We start from the raw sequence: 20,157 nt of genomic DNA, 5'->3' as shown, positions 1-20,157 counted from the left end.
GCTACTTGATCTTTGCAATCAGCGCCAGAAGCTCGCGGCCTTCCTCGCCGGTCTCAGCGGCAAAGCCCTCTTCAAAGGCCGGCTGCATCGCCGCACGGAAGGCTTCGTTCTCCTCGCTGGTGGCGATGTGGACGGTCACGCCCTTCTCCTGCAGCTGGGCCGGAGCATCGGCGGAGGCTTTTTCAGAGGCCTCGATGGCCCAGCCCGCTGCCTTCCTGCCAGCCTCATCGATGGCCGCCTTCTGCGTTCCGGTGAGGCCGTCATACCAGGAGGGTGTCACATAGCCGTGGAGATAGGCGGCAAGGACGGGCACGATCGTCATGTGGTCCTGCACCTCATAGTAGCGGCGCGAATAGGCGGCCGCGACGTCGGTCACGGCAGCATCAATCACGCCGGTCGCCAGCGCCTGATAGACCTCACTGCCGGGCAGCGACACGGTCGAGGCGCCCATGGCGGTCAGGCCACGGTCGAAAGCAGGGCCAAGGCCGCGCATCTTCAGGCCCTTGAAGTCATCCGGCTTCGTCAGTGCCTTGCCCTTGGACGTGAACACGCTGACATTGGTCTGGAACATCCAGGCGATGTTCTTCACGCCCTTGTCGAGAAGCTTGCCTTCGAGATAGGCAGCGGCTTCCGAGTCCGGCCACTTCTTCCAGGACTCGATGGAGGACATGGTGTAGGGGCCGATGGTGACGTTCATGAGGGGAAGCGTCTTGCCCCACTGGAAGTTCAGCGAGAAGGCGCATTCGATCTCCCCGCGCGCAACGGCGAGGATATTGTCATTGGCCTTGATCAGGCTGTCGGCGCCGAAGATCTGAACATCGATCTCGCCGTTGGACAAGGTTTCAACTTCTGCGGCCCATTTCTCGATCACCTCGGAAATGTGATGGCCGGGCGGCAGCTGATGGCTGCAGCGCATCAGTTCTGCTGCACCCGCAGCGCCTGTCATGGCTGTTGCGGCAAGAAGCGTTGCAAGAAGTGTCTTCGTCATGATGGTCTCCTCCCAGTTTGACCAGTTTATCTCAGGCTCACATTGCTCCCGTTCCGGCCGCCTGCGGCAGCCCTGCACGGGCCAGCTGGCCGTAAAGCGTTTCTGAAGGCATTTCGCGGGCCAGAATCTCCCGGACCCCGATCAGCTTTCCAATGTCGATGCCGGTGGCAAAGCCCTTGGATTCGCACAGGAAAACGAGATCCTCGAAAACCGCGTTGCCCGTGGCGCCGGGCGCAAAGGGGCAGCCTCCCAGCCCCCCGAGCGCTCCGTCGAGAATGCGGCAGCCCGCATCGAGCGCGGCGGACGCATTGGCCATCGCCATGCCGCGCGTGTCGTGCAGGTGGATGGCGGCCTCCCGGTCTGCCGCAATGGCGCGGGTACGCCGGACAAGCGCGGCAATCTGGTCTGGTCCGGCAAAGCCGACCGTGTCGGCCAAACCGACGACATCGGCACCAGCCTCGAAAAGTGCCTCCGCAAGGGACAGCACCTCGTCCGGATCGACGGCACCCGTGATCGAACAGCCGAAGGCCATGCCGATGCCGGCATTCACCAGCGGCCGGTGATCACTGGCATCGCGCAGCGCGCAAAGCCGTTTCACATGGGCCACCGATTCGGCGCGGCTGCGCCGGGTATTGGCCTGCGAATGCGCTTCCGTGGCAGAGACAACGCACATGATCTCATCAACCCCGGACGCAAGCGCGTCATCCGCGCCCCGGTCGTTGAGGACGAGACCAACCGCATGGGCGCCCGGCAGGGCCTTCACCGCAGCCAGCACCTCCCGCACATCGGCGAATTGCGGAAAACGTGAGGCCGGCAGGAAGGAGCCAACCTCGAAATTGCGCACACCGGCAGCGTATTCACGGTTGATCCACTCGATCTTGGCTGCCGTCGACGGATAGGATTTGACGAGCTGCAAGCCATCACGCAGCCCGACTTCGCGCAGCACCACATGGCCGGCCGGATAGACGTCGCGAAGCCGCGTCATGCCGCCTGCTCCTTCGCCTTGCCCCGCGCGGCAGCGATCTCTGCAGCGTCAAGACCGACCCCGGCCAGAACCGTCTCCGTGTCCTGCCCGACCGATTGCAAATCGCCGCCACCGGTCAGCATTTCGCCATCGACTTCGAAAGGCAGGGACGGGGCGCGGAAGGTGGAGCCATCCGGCATGTGTGAGGTGGCGAGCCCGCCGGGGCGCATCACATGCGGATCGCTGTACATGTCGGCGGGTTTTGCGATGGGTGAATAGGGAATGCCCAGGTCCTCGAATTGCCTCGCAAGTTCACCGGCATCGCGGGCCGCAATGGCACGGGCGACGACCGGAATGGTCCTGCCGCGGGCCTCAATCTGCTGCATCCGGGTCTGAAGCTGCGGATCGCTCAGCAATTCATCGAGACCCAGGAGCTTGCACAGCGCAACCCATTGCCCTTCGGTCACGGCGCCGACGAAGATCTGGTTGCCGTCCGAGGTGTCAAAAATATCGTAGACCGGCCAGGAGAAGTCCCGCTCCGGCATTGGTGGCGGCGATTTGCCTTCGAGCTCGAACTGAACCATGTGCTGGGCAACGAGCAGCAGGCAATTCTCGAACAGGCCGATGCGCAGGTTGCGGCCCTTGCCGGTTTCCTTGCGCTCCAGCAGCGCAGCCAGAACGGAAAAGGCACCGAAGAGCCCGCCCATGATGTCATTCGCCGACGAGCCGACCCGCAACGGCCTGCCCGAGGGGCCGGTCATATAGGCAAGGCCGGTCATCATCTGGACCACCTCGTCCAGCGCCGTGCGGTCCTGATAGGGGCCGCGCAGGAAGCCCTTGTGCGAGGCAACGATCAGCCCGGGAAATTCGCGCCGCAGCGTCTCGCCGTCAGCACCCATCTTTGCCAGCGACTGGTCCCGGAAATTTTCAATGAAGACGTCGGCGGTGGCCAGCAGCTTGCGGAGTGCGGCCTGGCCGCTCTCGCTGGCCAGATCAAGCTGGACCGACTTCTTGCCGCGGTTGAAGAGCGGGAACATCGGCCGCCCCATGCCGGACAGATAGCGGGTCTTGTCCCCTTCCGGCGGCTCGACCTTGATCACTTCGGCGCCGAGAAAGCCGAGGAACATGCCGCAGGACGGCCCCATGATCATGTGGCTCATCTCGACGATGCGTATGCCTTCGAGCGGCTTGAACGGTTCCGTCACCTGCTAGTCCTCCCAGTGCCTGGCGGCAGCACAGAAGCAAGTTAGCGCTCGACTCGGAGTAGAAAAATTATAAAGTTTATAAGGCTTCGTTCTAAAATCGAGAAACCATGGACACGCGCCAGCTCCGCTACTTCGAGGCGATCTTTGAAAGACGCAGCCTGACGACTGCTGCTGGCGAGTTGCGCATCGCGGTGTCGGCGCTGAGCCATCACCTCGCCAATCTTGAGGCGGATCTCGGACAGAAGCTCTTCCACCGCAGGCCGCGCGGGCTGGAACCGACGGCGGCGGGTGAGCGGCTTTACACCCACGCCAAGGCAATCCTGCGCGCCATGCAGGCCGCCGAAAGGGACATCAAGGCTTCAGGCGGCGAGGTTGCGGGTGACGTGACCATCGGCATGGCCTATTCGGCGGTCAAGGCCATCGGCGTGCCGCTCCTTCAACGGATCATGACCGACTACCCGAAGCTGAACCTGTCGCTTTCCGAAAGCCTGTCCGGCACGACACTCGCGCATCTGCTCGCGGCCGACGTGGACATGGCTCTTGTCTACAACCCTCCGGCGGATGCACGGCTGAAGTCGATCCCGGTGCTGGAGGAAAGCATGGTGCTGATCGGGCACGAGGCCATCATCGGGGAAACCGGCCGCCCGATCGCCTTTCACGACACGCTCGGGCTGCCGATGATCATCCTGCGCCAGGGCATTTCGGCGCGTGCGCTGGTCGATGACGCCACGCTGCTGAAGAAGCTGGAGAGTAGCGCCCGCTTTCAGCTGAACTCGGTGCATGTGATCGGCGGCGCGCTGATTGCGGGGCTCGGCTGCGCCATCGGCACACGGCTGTTTCTGCAGGAGCACATAGAAACAGGCGCCCTCGCTGTCCGGCCCATCATCATGCCGGAACTGTCACGCACGCTGCATCTGTGCCAGATGGCGGACCGCCCGTCCTCCTATGCGCTGGAGACGGTGCAGCGGCTCGTCATCGAACTGGTGCATAAGGCCATCGACAGCGGACTATGGCAGGCCCGCAAGGCAGAGCAGGCCTGACCTTTTCCGGCGTCACCCTTTCGCCTTGAGAGACTTCAGCCGGTAGAGCGCTTCCAGCGCCTCACGCGGGGTGAGGTCGTCCGGATTGATTTCACCGAGCGCTTCCAGCACCGGATCGGCCTTGGCCGCAGGTGCAGTGGCGGCCGCCTTGGTGGTCTGGACCACGGCGGCAAACAGCGGCAGCTCGTCGATCAGGGTTTCCGCCGGGGAGCGGCGGTCCTTTTCCTCCAGCTGGGAGAGGACGGACTTTGCCCGCTCCACCACCGCTGCCGGAAGGCCCGCAAGCTTGGCCACCTGAATGCCATAGGACCGGTCCGCCGCACCGGGGATGATCTCATGCAGGAAGACCACGTCGCCGTTCCATTCTTTCACGGAGACTGTGGCATTGGTCAGCCGTGGCAGGCGCTGGGCCAGCGCGGTCAGCTCGTGGTAGTGGGTGGCAAAGAGCGCGCGGGAGCGGTTCACCTCGTGCAGATGCTCGATGGCGGCCCAGGCGATGGACAGGCCATCGAAGGTGGCTGTGCCGCGCCCGATCTCGTCCAGAATGACCAGCGCCCGCTCGCCCGCCTGATTGAGGATGGCCGCCGTTTCCACCATCTCCACCATGAAGGTGGAGCGGCCGCGCGCCAGATCATCGGCCGCGCCAACGCGGGAGAACAGCCGGTCCACCACGCCCAGATGAGCGCTGGCGGCAGGCACGAAACTGCCCATCTGCGCCAGAACGGCAATCAGCGCATTCTGCCGCAGGAACGTGGACTTACCGGCCATGTTGGGACCGGTGATCAGCCAGATCTGGCCCGACGCTTCCTTGCCCTGCGGCCCGAGGTTGCTGTCATTGGCCACAAAAGTGTCGCCGCCGCCGCGACGCAGAGCTTGTTCCACCACCGGATGACGGCCGCCCTCAATGGCGAAGGCAAGGCTCATGTCCACCAGCGGGCGGCAGTAATTTTCATCCTGCGCCAGTTTCGACAGGGCCGCTGCCACATCGATCACGGCCAGCGCCCGGGCTGCGGCCTTCACTGGCTCGCTGTCCGCCACCAGCTGGGCGGCAAGCCGGTCGAAGATCTCCAGCTCGATGGCCAGCGCCCGCTCCCCCGCGCTGGCGATGCGCGATTCCAGATCGGCAAGTTCCGTCGTGGTGAAGCGCATGGCGCCCGCCATGGTCTGGCGGTGGATGAACCGCGCCGGATCCGCCGACAGCTTGTCCGCCTGTCCGGCCGGCACCTCGATGAACCAGCCCAGCACGTTGTTGTGCTTGATCTTGAGCGAACGCAGGCCCAGCTCTTCGGCATAGTCCGCCTGGAGCCGGGCAATCACCTTGCGCGAGGCATCGCGCAGATCCCGCAGCTCATCCAGATTGGCGTCATAGCCAGCCGCAACAAAGCCGCCGTCGCGCTTGAGCAGCGGCGGCTCGGGATCAAGCGCACGGGTCAGCTCGGCACCCAGATCATGGGGGGCGGCGGCCAGATCGCGCCAGGCTGCGGCGAGTTCCGGCGGCAAGTCCTCCGCGCTCTTCATCTGCGTCAGAATGCGTGCCGTTGCCTCAAGGCCTTGCGAGATAGCCAGAAGATCACGCGGACCACCGCGCTGCATGGCAATGCGGGAGAGGGCGCGGGCCAGATCGGGCGCGGCCTTCAGCTCGGCCCTCAGGCTGTCGCGCAGGATCTCGTTGTCGAGGAAGAAGCCGACGGAGTCCTGCCGCGTGGCGATTTCGGCCGGATCGGTGAGCGGCCCGGCAAGACGGCTGGCCAGCAGGCGCGCGCCCGCACCTGTCACCGTGCGGTCGATGGACGACAGAAGGCTGCCCTGCCGCTCGCCTGAAAGGGTGCGCGTCAGTTCAAGGTTGGCGCGGGTGGCCGGATCGATCAGCATGCGCCCGCGTGCCGCCTCCCGGGTGGGCGGGTCCAGCGGCGGGCGTTCGCCCAGCTGGGTCTTCTCCACATAGGCGAGAATACCGGCCGCTGCGGTCAACTCGGCGCGGGAGAAATTGCCGAAACCGTCGAGGGTCTTCACCCGGAAATAATTCGCCAGCCGGTCCGCCGCCGTCGCCCCGTCGAAGAAGGCACGCGGCACGGGCGAAATGGCAGCGCCCTGCCCTTCCACCAGATGGCGGATTTCGGTTTCCTGAAGCAGATTGTCCGGCAGCACGATTTCACGCGGATCAATCTGCGCCAGATCCGCCGAAAGCCGCTGCAGATCCGTCTCGGCCACCTGGAAGCTGCCGGTGGACATGTCGATCCAGGCAAGGCCGAAGACGCCATCGGCAGTGTCAGCGCCGGCGCGCAGCCTTGTCAGCGCCAGCAGGAAATTGTTGCTCCCCGCGTTCAGCAGCCGCTCTTCGGTGAGTGTACCGGGGGTGACGAGGCGGATCACATCACGCCGCACCACGGATTTCGAACCGCGCTTCTTCGCCTCTGCCGGGTCTTCCATCTGCTCGCAGACCGCAACCCGGTGGCCGAGGCCGATCAGCTTCTGCAGGTAGTCATCCGCCGCATGCACCGGCACGCCGCACATCGGGATGTCCTCGCCCTGATGCTTGCCGCGCTTGGTCAGCGTGATGCCCAGCGCCTGCGAGGCGATTTCCGCGTCCTCGAAGAACATCTCGTAGAAATCGCCCATGCGGTAGAACAGCAGGCTGTCCGGATTGGCGGCCTTGATCTCGATGAACTGCGCCATCATCGGCGTCACGCGGGCATCGCTCGCGCCGGATGCGGCATCGTTCGGGGCAGGGGTATAGGGGCTCTGATCGGTCGGCATGTGCGGACCCTAGCAAAGCCCTCCGCAGCTTTCACAGGTCCTGTGCCTAAAGGCGCCTTGAGGCGGTAATTTTCCGGGGATAAGGTCTTGGTCCAGATAAGAGAAGCGAAGGCTTCGCAGCACGAGGGAAGGACCGGCCAGACCATGTCGTCATCAGGCAAGAAGGGCAAGACAGGCGTCAGCTTTACAGACCAGGAGGCCCTGCTGTTCCATCAGGAAGGCAAGCCCGGCAAACTCGAAATCAACCCCACCAAGCCGATGGCGACGCAGCGCGACCTGTCGCTGGCCTATTCCCCCGGTGTGGCCGTGCCCGTGCGGGCCATCGCGGAAGACCCCTCGCGGGCCTATGACTACACGACGCGCGGCAATCTGGTCGCGGTCATCTCCAATGGAACCGCCATCCTCGGCCTCGGCAATCTCGGGGCGCTCGCGTCCAAGCCGGTGATGGAAGGCAAGGCGGTGCTGTTCAAGCGCTTTGCGGATGTGGATTCCATCGACCTTGAGGTCGATACGGAAGATGCGGACCAGTTCATCAACGCGGTGCGCTATCTCGGCCCCTCCTTCGGCGGCATCAACCTTGAGGACATCAAGGCGCCGGAGTGTTTCATCATCGAGCAGCGCCTGCGTGAGCTGATGGATATTCCCGTCTTCCACGACGACCAGCACGGCACCGCCATCATCGCTGCCGCCGGCCTGATCAATTCGCTGCATCTGACGGGTAAGGACCTGAAGTCGGTGCGCATTGTCTGCAACGGCGCGGGCGCGGCCGGCATTGCCTGTATCGAACTGGTCAAGGCCCTGGGCGTGCCGCATGACAATGTCATCCTCTGCGACACCAAGGGCGTCATCTATCAGGGCCGCACCGATGGCATGAACCAGTGGAAGTCCGCCCATGCGGTGAAGACCGATGCCCGCACCCTCTATGAGGCGCTGAAGGGCGCGGATGTGTTCCTCGGCGTTTCGGTGAAGGGTGCGCTGACGGAGGACATGGTGCGCGCCATGGCCCCGAACCCGATCATCTTCGCCATGGCCAACCCGGATCCGGAAATCACGCCGGAAGAGGTGGCGGCCATCCGCGATGACGCCATCATCGCCACCGGCCGGTCGGATTATCCCAACCAGGTCAACAACGTGCTCGGCTTCCCCTACATCTTCCGCGGTGCGCTGGATGTGCGGGCGACGACCATCAATGATGCGATGAAGGTCGCCTGTGCGCAGGCGCTGGCAGCTCTTGCCCGCGAGGAAGTGCCGGACGAGGTGGCCGCCGCCTACCGGGGCAGCCGTCCGAAGTTCGGCCCCGACTACATCATCCCCGTGCCGTTTGATCCGCGCCTCATCTCCACCATCCCGCCTGCCGTGGCGCAGGCGGCGATGGACACGGGCGTTGCCCGCCGCCCGATCATTGACATGGACCAGTACAGGCACCAGCTTTCTGCCCGCCGCGATCCGGTGGCCGGAACCCTGCAGCGCATCTTCTCCAAGGTGCGTCAGGCGCCCAAGCGCGTGGTCTTTGCCGAAGGCGAAGAAGAACCGATGATCCGCGCCGCCGTCAGCTTCGTCAGCCAGGGGCTGGGCGAGGCCATCCTGATCGGCCGCGAGGATGAAATCCGCGAAGCCGCCGCTGGCGCCGGTGTCGATCTTGCCCGTTCCGGCATCAGCATCCAGAACGCCCGCAATTCCACCCGCAACACCGATTATGCGCAGTATCTCTACACCCGGTTGCAGCGGAAGGGCTATCTGCTGCGTGACTGCCACCGCATGGTCAACAACGACCGCAACTACTGGGGCGCCATCATGGTGGCGCGGGGCGATGCGGATGCCATGGTCACCGGCATCACCCGCAACTATTCCGTCGCGCTCGACACCATGCGCCAGTGCATCGACACCAAGCCCGGCCACCGGGTGATCGGTGTTTCGGTGGCCTTGTGCCGTGGCCGAACCGTGCTCATCGCCGACACCACGGTGCATGACATGCCCAACGCGGAGGAACTGGCCGATATCGCTGAAGAGGCAGCCCATGTCGCCCGGAGGCTTGGCTACGAGCCGCGTGTGGCCATGCTCGCCTATTCCACCTTCGGCCATCCGAAGGGCGAGCGCGCCGAGCGGGTGCAGGAAGCCGTGCGCATCCTCGACCGCCGCCGCGTCGATTTCGAGTATGATGGCGAAATGGCGGCAGACGTGGCGCTCAACATGGACAAGATGGCAGCCTATCCCTTCTGCCGCCTGACCGGCCCGGCCAACGTTCTCGTCATGCCGGCCTTCCACTCGGCCTCCATCGCCACCAAGATGCTGCAGGAACTGGGCGGCTCCACCGTCATCGGCCCGCTGCTCGTCGGCTTCGACAAGCCGGTGCAGATCGTCCCGATGGGTGCCAAGGACAGCGACATCGTCAACATGGCCGCGATTGCAGCCTATAACGTGACGTGATCTATCAGGGTGCCGCCTGCGTCCCGTCCGGGCCAGCCAGGCGGCACCCACTGTCCGTCAAACATGCGAAAGCCGCAGGAATTCAGAATGCCCAAAACCATCATCAAGATCTGCGGTCTTTCGACCCCCGAAACCATGGAAGCGGCCGTCGAGGCGGGGGCGGATATGGTCGGGCTGGTGTTCTTTCCCAAGAGCCCGCGCCACGTGACGCTTTCCGATGCCTGCCGTCTGGCTGATATTGCCCGCGGCCGCAGCGAGATTGTCGCCCTGACGGTGGACATGGATCTGCATGGCCTGCAGCGCATCAACGAGCTGGTGCAGCCGGATATTTTCCAGTTCCACGGCCAGGAAACGCCGGAAGCCTGTGCTGCCGCGCGGGTCATGATGCGCCGGCGCATCATCAAGGCAATTGGCGTGAGTGAAAGGGCTGACCTTGAGGCCGCCCTGCCCTATGTCAATGTGGCTGAGCGGATCCTGTTTGACGCCAAGCCCCCGAAAGACTCCGATGTGCCCGGCGGCCACGGGGTTCCGTTTGACTGGACGCTGCTGAAGTCGCTTGACCTGCCGTGTCCCTTCATGCTTTCCGGGGGACTGGATCCGGAAAACGTTGCGCAGGCGATTGCGCTCAGCGGCGCCACAGCGGTCGATGTCTCTTCCGGCGTCGAGCGCGGCAAGGGCGTCAAGGACAGCGGGTTGATACGTGCTTTCGTGGCGGCAGTCCGGGGCGCGGAACATGCGAAGGAGTGACGAGAGTTGACCACAATGGCGAACACCCTGCGGTCCGGCCCGGACGAGCGGGGCCATTTCGGGATTTTCGGCGGCCGCTACGTGGCCGAAACCCTGATGCCGCTGATCCTCGATCTGGAAAAGGCCTATAGCGACGCCAAGGCCGATCCGGCCTTCAAGGCGGAGCTGGACAACCTCAACACCCATTACACCGGCCGTCCGTCGCCGCTTTATTTCGCCGAACGCCTGACCGAACATTTGGGCGGCGCCAAGGTCTACTTCAAGCGTGATGAGCTGAACCACACCGGCAGCCACAAGATCAACAACTGCCTCGGCCAGATCCTGCTGGCCAAGCGCATGGGCAAGACGCGCATCATCGCCGAGACCGGCGCTGGCCAGCATGGCGTGGCGACGGCCACCGTCTGCGCCCGCTTCGGTCTGCCTTGCGTCGTCTACATGGGTGCCACGGACGTGGAGCGGCAGAAGCCGAACGTCTTCCGCATGAAGCTGCTGGGCGCCGAGATCGTTCCGGTCACCGCTGGCGCGGGCACGCTGAAGGACGCGATGAACGAGGCGCTGCGTGATTGGGTCACCAACGTCGACAACACCTATTACCTGATCGGCACGGCTGCAGGCCCGCATCCCTATCCGGAGCTGGTGCGCGATTTCCAGTCGGTCATCGGCAAGGAAACCCGCGAGCAGATCCTGGCCGCAGAAGGCCGCCTGCCGGATGCAATCGTCGCCGCTGTCGGCGGCGGATCCAACGCCATCGGCCTGTTCCACCCCTTCCTTGACGACAAGAGCGTCGAAATCTGGGGCGTCGAGGCCGGCGGGCGCGGACTTGACGGCCACGAGCATTGCGCTTCGCTGAATGCCGGCAAGCCGGGCGTCCTGCATGGCAACCGCACCTATCTGCTGCAGGATGATGATGGCCAGATCCTGGAAGGCCACTCCATTTCGGCGGGCCTTGATTATCCCGGCATCGGGCCGGAGCATTCCTGGCTGAAGGAAATCGGCCGCGCCAATTACGTGCCGATCACCGATGACGAGGCGATGGCCGCCTTCCAGCTTCTGACAAAGGTGGAAGGCATCATCCCGGCGCTGGAACCGGCCCATGCGCTGGCTCAGGTGGTCAAGATGGCGCCGAAGATGGACAAGGACCAGATCATCGTCATGAACCTGTGCGGCCGCGGCGACAAGGACGTCTTCACCGTCGGCAAGATGCTCGGCTTCGACCTGTGATCTGAGGTTTTTGCCTCACTATGCCGTGGCTTGTCATGAGCCACGGCGTTTTCTGCCGGTACTGTCTCCGCAGACCCTCATCTTGTCATCCCCGCGCAGGCGGGGATCCAGTGCGCCCGGCGCATGAAATGAACGGAGATTCCGGGGCTACTGGATTCCGGTCTTGCCGCTTCGCGTCAAACCGGAATGACACGGGGAGAGCGCGTGGCCGCCTCAATGCCCCCTCCGGGGCTGCATGCCAGCCGTACCAATTCCGCGCAAACCTTTCCACAAACGCAAAGGCCCCGCAGCCTTCTGAACTGCGGGGCCTTTAGCATGAAAAACGGTCCGGTCACCGGCCGGTCAGGCCGCCTGCAAACATGGCGGTGAGATAAAACTCGAATGCGCCCGGGCCGTTGTGGTCCTTGCGCGGTGCAGCGGCCTGCGGCTCACGGTCGCTGAAGATGCGGCCAATTCCGGCGAGGCGCGTTGTCTTGCGGGGCGTGGTCTGAATGATCATGGGGGAGGCTCCTTTTCTTGTTGTTCCTGGCCAACCCGGCCTTATCTTCAAGAGATAGAGACGCACAATGTGCGCTTCAAGGTCCTCCGTTGCAGACCAACCCTGCAACCGCTGCATGGCTCAAAGGACAGGATTTCTGCCGCTGATGCGTCTTCCCCTTGCAGGAAAAGCGGCGCGATTCAGCCTTTCTTGCCTTTCCCTGCCGCGATGCGTTGACAGAAGGCCTTGAAGCCCCCTACATCCAAGCGCTGGTTTCCAGGTTCAGCGCGCCCGCCCTCCGGGCTGCCTGCCCGGCAAACCAGATCTGCGAACAGATCCTCAAGGATGGGAAGCTGAATGACCGGGACGCGCATCGACCGCCGATTCAAGGCCTGTGCCGAAAAGGGGCGTCCGGCCCTTGTCACCTTCATCACGGCAGGCGATCCGGATCTGGCCACATCGCAGGCGATCCTTGAGGCCCTGCCTGCGGCAGGCGCTGACGTGATCGAACTGGGCATGCCCTTTTCCGATCCGATGGCGGAAGGCATTCCCATCCAGCTTGCCACCCAGCGGGCGCTGAAGGCCGGCCAGACCATGGACCGGACGCTCGCCATGGTGCGCAAGTTCCGCGAGAAGGATCAGGACACGCCCATCGTGCTGATGGGCTATTACAACCCCATCTATGTGCGCGGGCCGGAGGCTTTTGTCGCCGAGGCACATGCTGCGGGCGTGGATGGCCTGATTGTTGTCGATATTCCGCCGGAAGCTGACGACGAGCTCTGCATCCCGGCGCTGGAAGGCGGCATCAACTTTATCCGCCTGGCAACGCCGACCACCGATGACCGCCGCCTGCCGGCGGTGCTGAAAAACACGTCCGGCTTTGTCTATTATGTTTCCGTCACCGGCATCACCGGGTCGGCGGCCCTCAACACCACCAATGTTTCTGCGGCGGTGAAGCGGATCAAGGGCCACACGGACCTGCCGGTCGCCGTCGGCTTCGGCGTCAAGACGGCTGAGGATGCTGAGGCCATCGGCAAGGATGCGGACGGTGTGGTCGTCGGCTCCGTGCTGGTGGAGGCGATCCGCAACAGCCTCGATGCAGATGGACAGGCGACGGACAAGACCGTTGCCGCCGTGACAAATCTTGTGTCCTCCCTGGCCGGAGGCGTGGCGCGCGCCCGCTGACCGGCCAACAGGCACCAACAACGAACGGGATTTGCCGTGAACTGGATCAACACTGTCGTACGGCCCAAGCTGCGCAACTTCCTGTCGCGCCGCGAGATGCCGGAAAACCTCTGGATCAAATGCCCGGAAACGGGCGAGATGGTGTTCCACCGCGATCTGGAAGCCAACCTGTGGGTCGTGCCGAATTCCGGCTACCACATGCGCATTCCGGCCAAGAAGCGCCTTGAGTCCTTCTTCGATGGTGGCAGCTATGACCGGGTGGCAACGCCTTCCGTGACCGCTGATCCGCTGAAGTTCCGCGACACCAAGAAATACGCCGACCGCCTGAAGGAATACCGCACCCGCACCGGCGAGGAAGACGCGGTTCTGGTGGCGCGCGGCCGCGTCAACGGTCTCGATTTCACCGCTGCGGTGCAGGACTTCGACTTCATGGGCGGCTCGCTCGGCATGGCCGCAGGCGAAGCCATCCTGACCGGCATGATGACCGCCGTGGAGCACAAGACCCCCTTCGTGCTGTTTGCGGCCTCCGGCGGCGCGCGCATGCAGGAAGGCATCCTGTCGCTGATGCAGATGCCGCGCACCACCATCGGCATCCAGATGCTGCGCGAGGCACGCCTGCCCTACATCGTGGTTTTGACCAACCCGACCACGGGCGGCGTTTCGGCGTCCTACGCCATGCTGGGGGATGTTCACATCGCCGAGCCGGGCGCCCAGATCGGCTTTGCCGGCCGCCGCGTCATCGAGCAGACCATCCGCGAAAAGCTGCCGGATGATTTCCAGAGCGCCGAATATCTGCTGGCTCACGGCATGGTGGACATGGTGGTGAAGCGTCACGACCTGAAGGACACCATCTCGCGCCTTGCCGGCATCTTCATGAAGCGTGAGCTGACCCTGCCGGACCTTGATCCGCCCGCGGACGAACCCGCCCAGGATCAGGCTTCCGCCGCCTGAAAAAAAAGCCCGCACGGCGGCCTGCCGATGCTTCATGTCTGTTTGACACAAGCATGAGAGGCTCGCCTTGCGGGATCATCCCTTCCCGCAAGCCAGAGCAGGGCCGTTCAAGCGGCCTGCCTGAAAGCAAAGAGACGGGGCTTGCCCGGCAGACCAGTGCCGCCGGGCGGCTCCAGAATGTTTGTGCCATCCGCAGGGAAACTCCAGGGACGCCATGGACCAGATCACCGCCATTCTTGACCGGCTTCTCGCCTTGCACCCGCGCCAGATCGACCTGTCGCTGGACCGCATGCACCGCCTGCTGGCGGCGCTGGGCAATCCGGAGCGGCGCCTGCCGCCCGTGATCCATGTGGCGGGCACCAATGGCAAGGGCTCCGTCACGGCCACCATGCGCGCCATTCTGGAGGCCTCCGGCAAGCGCTGCCATGTCTACACCTCGCCGCATCTGGTCGCCTTCAACGAGCGCATCCGCCTCGGTGAGTACGGCAAGCTGGTCGATGATCCGCGCCTGATGGCCGCGCTCGACCGCTGCGAGGAGGCGAACGGCGGGAACGAGATTACCTTCTTCGAAATCACCACCGCCGCCGCCCTGCTGCTGTTCTCCGAGGAGCCGGCCGATGTGCTGCTGCTGGAAGTGGGTCTTGGCGGGCGGCTCGACGCCACAAACGTGATTGACCGGCCGCTGGTGTCGGTCATCACGTCCATCTCGCATGACCACGAGAAGTTCCTCGGCAACACCTTGAGCGAGATTGCAGGCGAGAAGGCAGGCATCATCAAGCCCGGCTGCCCGGTTGTCTCAGCCCCCCAGGAGGACGAGGTGCAGGCGGTGCTGGACCGGGTTGCCGCCCGCAACCGTGCGCCCATCGCCCGCTTTGGTCAGGAATATACCGCCAGCGAGGATCAGGGGCGGCTGTGCTATCAGGACGATGACGGGCTTTACGACCTGCCGCTGTCGAGCCTGACCGGCGGCCACCAGATCATCAACGCAGGATTAGCCATTGCCGCGCTGAAGACCGCAGGCCTGCTGCCGGACGAGGCCACCATCGCAAAGGGCCTCAAACATGTGGTCTGGCCGGGGCGTCTGCAGGTGCTGACCCACGGACCCTTTGTCGATCAATGCCCGGAAGGGGCGGAAATCTGGGTTGATGGCGGCCACAATCCGGGTGCTGCCCTGCGTGTTGCCGCCTTCATGGGCGAACAGGAGGAGCGGCACCCGCGCCCGCTCTACATGATCTCGGCCATGCTGACGACCAAGGACCCGATCGGCTTCTACCGCGCCTTCCACGGCCTCGTGCGCCATGTGGCCACCGTGCCGGTGAAATCCACCAATGCGGCGCATGACCCGTTCGAACTGGCCGATTTCGCCCGCACCGCCGGTCTGGAAGCCACGCCCTTCGACAGCCTGCAGGCCGCCGTCGCCGACATCCGCCGCTGCGCCGCCCGGGACGGCGAGCCCCCCCGCATCCTCGTCTGCGGCTCCCTCTACCTCGTCGGCGATGTTCTCGCCGCCAACGGGATGGCGCCGAAGTAAGGGCGCCGAAGGAGTACCCGGCTGCGAAGACGTGAGAGAGGGCAAGCCCCTCCTCCTCTACGGAGGTCATTCCGTTTTACCGCAGCGCCCCTCTCCCCCCTTGACCTACGGCATGCACACATCGTGCCTGAAGCCGAAGACAGATGGGAGAACGCCTGAAGTCTGGTTACTCCGGCACAGCGTTTCAGCCCCCCTCCCCCTCGTGGGGAGGGGTTAGGGGTGGGGGGAAAGCCTTTCCGTCTGGCACAGTGTCCATTGATTCAGACAGCTGCTCCTCGTGATGCCTCTTCGGAAAAAGTTCCTTTTTTCAAATCCTTGCAGGCTCTGAGCCCCCCACCCCTTACCCCTCCCCACGAGGGGGAGGGGGGCGGAGAGGCCCTGCCACCAATCAGATCCAGAGATCGTTCTGTGCAGTCCGCTCCCCGCCGGTGTGGCCGGTGTTGAGGATGCCCCGCGGTTCGATCAGCAGAAGATGCACTTCCTGCGCGGCATAGGGCTTGTGCTCCACGCCCTTGGGCACAACGAACATCTCTCCGGCGCCAATCGAAACGGCGCCGTCGCGGAGGTCGATCCTGAGCTGCCCCTTCAGCACGATGAAGGTTTCATCGGTCTCCGGGTGGTCGTGCCAGACGAAATCCCCTTCGATCCGCACCAGCTTGAACTGATACTCATTCATTTCGGCGGCAACGCGGGGCTGCCAGAGAGCGTCGATCAAGGTCAGTTTTTCAGCGAAATTGATGGCCTTGTATGTCTTGTCCATGCTGTCCTGCTCCGTTGCGGGGGGAACAGCAGGCTAGACCGGACCAGTGGGCGGCTTCTTGAACGTTCGTGCAAGCTGCGCGTCAGCGCGTTCAGGCTGGCAGATGAGCCGCCGCCAGCGGGCGGGTGTGATTCCGAAGCTGCTGCGGAAGTGGCGGGTGAAATGCGCTTGATCCGCAAATCCGGCCTCAAGAGCTGCCTGTACCAGAGACGCACCAGCACGGATGAGCGCCCGCGCATGATCCAGCCGCCGCAATGTCAGATAGCGGTAGGGGCTGGTGCCGAACAGGGCCCGGAAATCGCGCGAGAGCTGCCAGCGGTCCTGCCCCGTCACCTGTTCGAGGTGCTCCAGGGAAACAGGCCGCCCGCAAGCCTGCCGCAAAAAGTCGCGCGCCATATGGGCCGCCCGGCTGTCCGGCGCGCTTATGACCCGTGCGGCAGAAGGCTCACCGGCGGCCTGCAGGGCAAGCGCCAGATCATAAACGGCATCATTGTACTGCAGCGTCTCCATAGGCGCGCCGATGTGGCTGACGAGGCCTGCAATGGCCCTGAGCAGCCTTGGATCGCGGCTGATGCCACCGGGCAGGAATGGCAGAGGCTGATGCGCACCGAGCGCAGTCTGCACAAGGGCAGGATCGAGGTAGAACATCCGGTAATGGAAGCCGTCTTCGGTTCCCGCCTGACCATCGTGCAGCTCATCGGGATGAATGACCATCGCCGTGCCCGGAAGGCCCTCGCTCACACCACCCCGGTACCGGAACTGCTGCACACCGGACAATGTGCAGCCGATGGCATAGGTGTCATGCCTGTGCGGCTGGTAGGCGGGCCCCGAGAAATAGGCCTCTATGCGCTCGCAGCCCTCCATGCCGGACGCCAGATTGATCCAGCCAGCAGCCCTGCCGCCCGGCGTCTCCTCCAGCTTGCCCGTACCTGCATGCAAGGTCTTGTCTTTCCTGGCCATTCGCAGTCCGTTGGCCAAAGCCGCAAGTCCGGAACCTGTTCTCAGTCTTCCCTGATTATGCCGCCGGGCGGAACGCCGGGCAACCGGGCGGAGTTCCGGGCAACCTGCCTTTCCTCTCACGCCGCCTGCTTAAGCACATCCTGCCCCCTGTAACTGAGGGCCTCGGCGAGGTGAATGCGGGTGACGGTGGGGTCGCCGTCGAGGTCGGCGAGAGTGCGGGCGAGTTTCAGCACGCGGTGATAGCCACGGGCGCTGAGGGAGAGGCTGTTGGCGGCATCGGTGAGGAACTGGCGGCCTGACGGGTCCAGCGCCACCACCTCCTCCACCACGGCGGCAGGCATCTGCGCATTGGTGCGGGCCGTAAGGCCCAGCGCCCGGTAGCGCGCCGCCTGTTGCTCGCGGGCCATGGCCACCCTTTCGGCCACGGCGGCAGAGCTTTCCGCACGGCCGGGGGTGAGCAGATCGCTGGCGGTGACGGCGGGAACCTCGATCCTGAGGTCCAGCCGGTCGAGGAAGGGGCCGGAAACGCGGGACTGATATTCGCTGGCGCAGCGCGGGCCCCGGCGGCACTGGTGCCCCGGCTCGCCCGCATGGCCGCAGCGGCACGGGTTCATCGCCGCAATCAGCTGGATGCGCGAGGGATAGGTGACCCGGTGATTGGCCCGGGCAATGATGGTTTCGCCTGCCTCCAGCGGCTGGCGCAGACTGTCGAGCACCTGCGGCTGGAACTCCGGCAGCTCATCCAGAAAGAGCACGCCATTGTGGGCGAGCGACACTTCCCCCGGCCGCGCCCGCAAACCGCCGCCGACGAGCGCGGCCATCGACGCCGAGTGATGCGGCGCACGGAAGGGGCGCCGGTCGGTCAGCTTGCCATCGGCCAGCTCTCCGGCGAGGGAGGCAATCATGGACACCTCCAGCAGTTCCCTCGGCGACAGCGGCGGCAGGATGGAGGCAAGGCGGCTGGCCAGCATCGACTTGCCCGCGCCCGGCGGGCCGACCATCAGCATGTTGTGGCCACCGGCTGCGGCAATCTCCAGCGCACGCTTGGCCGTCTCCTGCCCCTTCACATCGGCAAGGTCCGGCAGGTTGGCCGGCAGGCCCCGCAGGCGCGGAGAGGGCCGGGAGAGCACCTGCGTGCCCTTGAAATGGTTCGCCAGTTGAATGAGCGAGCGCGGCGCAAGGATGGACATCTCCCCATCTGCCCAGGCCGCTTCCGGCCCGCAGTCCTCCGGACAGATCAGCCCCTTGCCGAGCCCGTTGGCGCCCATGGCCGCAGGCAGCACCCCGGCCACCGGCGCCAGCGTGCCATCCAGCCCCAGTTCCCCCAGCACCACGTAATCGGCCAGCATGTCCGGCGGAATGGCGCCGATGGCGGACATGATGCCCAGCGCAATCGGCAGGTCGTAGTGGGAGCCTTCCTTCGGCAGGTCGGCAGGGGCGAGATTGACGATCACCCGCTTGGCCGGCAGCGCCAGACCCGAGGCATGCAGGGCGGCACGCACCCGCTCCCGGCTTTCGGCCACCGCCTTGTCCGGCAGGCCCACCACGGTGAAGGCCACCATGCCGGGCCCCACTTGCACCTGCACATCAACGGGCACTGCCTCGATGCCCTGAAATGCGACCGTCGTCACCCGGCTTACCATACGCGCCTCCCCCATGGGTCGTATCAGAGATTACGGCAACTTTTCAGGGAGTCAAGAACGTAAACAGAACATTAACGCCACTTCTTTGGCCTTGCGCTTTTCCGGGACAGGTTGCAGCATCTTTTCATAGTACCAAGGCGTCTGAGATGCTGACGCATCACGCCTTGAAGAGGCTCACGCGCCGCACGGGCTTGACCAACGCTCGATGAGGCAAGCTCGTCGAGCGTTGGTTAAGCCTGAACAGGCAAAGGGGAACAGCCATGTGTGATGTGTGTGTGATGAATGCCGTGAAGGACCGCATGCTGTCGCGGCGCGATCTTTTCCGGGCCGCAGCCGTGGGCGGCGCTGTGGCCGCCGTTGCGGCGGTGAGCGCGCCCTTTTCCGCCATGGCGGCGGTGCCCAGCAAGGTCAGCGACCTGACCCATGAGCTGCACGAGGCCTTCCCGACCTTCTTCGGCCAGCAGCAGTTCTTTGCCGAAAAGCTGTTCGACTACGCCAAGGACAAGTTCAACCTGTTCGAGCTGCGGGTGAACGAGCACACCGGCACCCATGTGGATGCGCCGCTGCATTTTTCGGCTGACGGGCTGTCGGTGGCGGAAATTCCGGTGGCCAATCTCGTCGTGCCGCTCTGCATCATCGATATCCGCGCAAGGGCTGCGGAAAACGCCGATGCGCAGCTGACCCCCGATGACATCAAGGCCTGGACGGCGGCAAACGGTGATCTGCCGGAAGGGGCCTGCATTGCCATGCTGTCCGGCTGGGACAAGCATGTGAACACGGAGAAATTCCGCAATGCCGATGCGGAGGGCAAGATGCATTTCCCCGGCTTCCATGTGGAAGCGGTTCAGATGCTGATGGAAACGGGCAGTATCTCGGGCATCGCCTCGGACACGCTGTCGCTGGACTACGGCATGTCGCCGGATTTTGCGGTTCACTACGCCTGGCTGCCGTCGAACCGCTGGGGCATCGAATGCATCGCCAATCTGGACCAGCTGCCGGTCAAGGGCGCAACGCTGGTCGTTGGCGCGCCCAAGCACCGGGGCGGCACCGGCGGCCCGGCCCGCATCTTCGCGCTGGCGTGAAGCCTGAGCAGGAGAGAGTGCCGGGCTTCAGGCCGGGCGGGGCCGTTACCTTTCCGCGTCTTCCCGGCCAAGCGCAGCGCGCGCCGGGACCGGTGAGCCGGGGTGCGGGTTGCCTGCACTCAAGGGCGGTACCGATGGGCCGTGGCTCACCGGTACCGGATTTTCGCTTCGCTCTCGTCCGGTATGACAATCGAGAGTTTTGCAGTGTGTATGCCAGG

16 protein-coding genes are annotated in these 20,157 nt (G+C 64.5%); 8 read left to right on the top strand and 8 right to left on the bottom strand.

The window, feature by feature from the left end:
* Nucleotide 1: 1 nt before the first annotated feature.
* From dctP to ACVNHC_RS21575, 3 genes are read right to left on the bottom strand one after another with little or no spacing between them, the layout of a single operon-like run.
* Nucleotides 2-988, bottom strand: a complete 987-nt coding sequence (dctP, locus tag ACVNHC_RS21585; protein WP_457169398.1) for a TRAP transporter substrate-binding protein DctP — start codon at nucleotides 986-988, stop codon at nucleotides 2-4.
* A 37-nt stretch (nucleotides 989-1,025) separates the two neighbouring features.
* Complete coding sequence (locus tag ACVNHC_RS21580) at nucleotides 1,026-1,973, bottom strand: hydroxymethylglutaryl-CoA lyase (RefSeq protein ID WP_457169396.1); 948 nt, start codon at nucleotides 1,971-1,973, stop codon at nucleotides 1,026-1,028.
* A complete protein-coding gene (locus tag ACVNHC_RS21575) occupies nucleotides 1,970-3,157 on the bottom strand; it encodes a CaiB/BaiF CoA transferase family protein (protein ID WP_457169394.1) in 1,188 nt (395 codons plus the stop codon). Before ACVNHC_RS21575 ends, ACVNHC_RS21580 begins: the two co-directional genes overlap by 4 nt.
* A 107-nt stretch (nucleotides 3,158-3,264) precedes the next feature.
* On the opposite strand from ACVNHC_RS21575, the gene ACVNHC_RS21570 reads away from it, so the two are divergent.
* The gene (locus ACVNHC_RS21570) at nucleotides 3,265-4,197 is read left to right on the top strand and encodes a LysR family transcriptional regulator (RefSeq protein ID WP_186391412.1); all 933 of its coding nucleotides are present in this window, start codon (nucleotides 3,265-3,267) and stop codon (nucleotides 4,195-4,197) included.
* A 12-nt stretch (nucleotides 4,198-4,209) separates the two neighbouring features.
* Here ACVNHC_RS21570 and mutS read toward each other — a convergent pair whose 3' ends face one another.
* Nucleotides 4,210-6,954, bottom strand: a complete 2,745-nt coding sequence (gene mutS / locus ACVNHC_RS21565) for a DNA mismatch repair protein MutS (RefSeq protein ID WP_457169392.1) — start codon at nucleotides 6,952-6,954, stop codon at nucleotides 4,210-4,212.
* A gap of 144 nt (nucleotides 6,955-7,098) precedes the next feature.
* On the opposite strand from mutS, the gene ACVNHC_RS21560 reads away from it, so the two are divergent.
* The 3 genes from ACVNHC_RS21560 to trpB all read left to right on the top strand — a co-directional run bounded on the left by ACVNHC_RS21560 (nucleotide 7,099) and on the right by trpB (nucleotide 11,349).
* Nucleotides 7,099-9,381 carry an NADP-dependent malic enzyme gene (locus ACVNHC_RS21560; protein ID WP_374629655.1) on the top strand — a complete coding sequence of 761 codons (2,283 nt, stop codon included), beginning with the start codon at nucleotides 7,099-7,101 and terminating at the stop codon, nucleotides 9,379-9,381.
* Between the two features lie 87 nt (nucleotides 9,382-9,468).
* The gene (locus ACVNHC_RS21555) at nucleotides 9,469-10,128 is read left to right on the top strand and encodes a phosphoribosylanthranilate isomerase (protein WP_058898406.1); all 660 of its coding nucleotides are present in this window, start codon (nucleotides 9,469-9,471) and stop codon (nucleotides 10,126-10,128) included.
* 15 nt (nucleotides 10,129-10,143) lie between these two features.
* Nucleotides 10,144-11,349, top strand: a complete 1,206-nt coding sequence (gene trpB / locus ACVNHC_RS21550) for a tryptophan synthase subunit beta (RefSeq protein ID WP_457169389.1) — start codon at nucleotides 10,144-10,146, stop codon at nucleotides 11,347-11,349.
* 331 nt (nucleotides 11,350-11,680) lie between these two features.
* Here trpB and ACVNHC_RS21545 read toward each other — a convergent pair whose 3' ends face one another.
* The gene (locus ACVNHC_RS21545) at nucleotides 11,681-11,848 is read right to left on the bottom strand and encodes a hypothetical protein (RefSeq protein ID WP_157757101.1); all 168 of its coding nucleotides are present in this window, start codon (nucleotides 11,846-11,848) and stop codon (nucleotides 11,681-11,683) included.
* A gap of 336 nt (nucleotides 11,849-12,184) precedes the next feature.
* Between ACVNHC_RS21545 and trpA the strand changes: the two genes are divergently transcribed.
* The 3 genes from trpA (at nucleotide 12,185) to ACVNHC_RS21530 (ending at nucleotide 15,494) form a co-directional block, all read left to right on the top strand.
* Complete coding sequence (gene trpA, locus ACVNHC_RS21540; RefSeq protein ID WP_094462566.1) at nucleotides 12,185-13,012, top strand: tryptophan synthase subunit alpha; 828 nt, start codon at nucleotides 12,185-12,187, stop codon at nucleotides 13,010-13,012.
* Nucleotides 13,013-13,048: 36 nt separating this feature from the next.
* A complete protein-coding gene (accD, locus tag ACVNHC_RS21535) occupies nucleotides 13,049-13,963 on the top strand; it encodes an acetyl-CoA carboxylase, carboxyltransferase subunit beta (protein ID WP_050474008.1) in 915 nt (304 codons plus the stop codon).
* 214 nt (nucleotides 13,964-14,177) lie between these two features.
* Nucleotides 14,178-15,494: a bifunctional folylpolyglutamate synthase/dihydrofolate synthase gene (locus ACVNHC_RS21530; protein WP_457169386.1), complete on the top strand. Its 1,317-nt coding sequence runs from the start codon at nucleotides 14,178-14,180 to the stop codon at nucleotides 15,492-15,494.
* A gap of 388 nt (nucleotides 15,495-15,882) precedes the next feature.
* On the opposite strand, the gene ACVNHC_RS21525 is transcribed toward ACVNHC_RS21530, so the two are convergent.
* From ACVNHC_RS21525 to ACVNHC_RS21515, 3 genes are all read right to left on the bottom strand, one after another.
* Nucleotides 15,883-16,254 carry a cupin domain-containing protein gene (locus ACVNHC_RS21525; protein ID WP_186391418.1) on the bottom strand — a complete coding sequence of 124 codons (372 nt, stop codon included), beginning with the start codon at nucleotides 16,252-16,254 and terminating at the stop codon, nucleotides 15,883-15,885.
* Between the two features lie 33 nt (nucleotides 16,255-16,287).
* On the bottom strand, nucleotides 16,288-17,214 hold the full coding sequence (locus tag ACVNHC_RS21520) for an AraC family transcriptional regulator (RefSeq protein ID WP_208977697.1): 927 nt from the start codon (nucleotides 17,212-17,214) through the stop codon (nucleotides 16,288-16,290).
* Nucleotides 17,215-17,330: 116 nt separating this feature from the next.
* Entirely contained in the window at nucleotides 17,331-18,857 is a 1,527-nt protein-coding gene (locus tag ACVNHC_RS21515) for a YifB family Mg chelatase-like AAA ATPase (protein ID WP_457169383.1), read from the bottom strand.
* A gap of 260 nt (nucleotides 18,858-19,117) precedes the next feature.
* On the opposite strand from ACVNHC_RS21515, the gene ACVNHC_RS21510 reads away from it, so the two are divergent.
* Nucleotides 19,118-19,939, top strand: a complete 822-nt coding sequence (locus ACVNHC_RS21510; protein ID WP_457169382.1) for a cyclase family protein — start codon at nucleotides 19,118-19,120, stop codon at nucleotides 19,937-19,939.
* The last annotated feature ends 218 nt before the right edge of the window (nucleotides 19,940-20,157 follow it).

The sequence above is a fragment of the Pannonibacter sp. Q-1 genome (genome assembly GCF_054073275.1).
The sequence above is the reverse complement of the archived record's forward strand: the minus strand, read 5'-3'. Positions and strand labels throughout refer to the sequence as shown.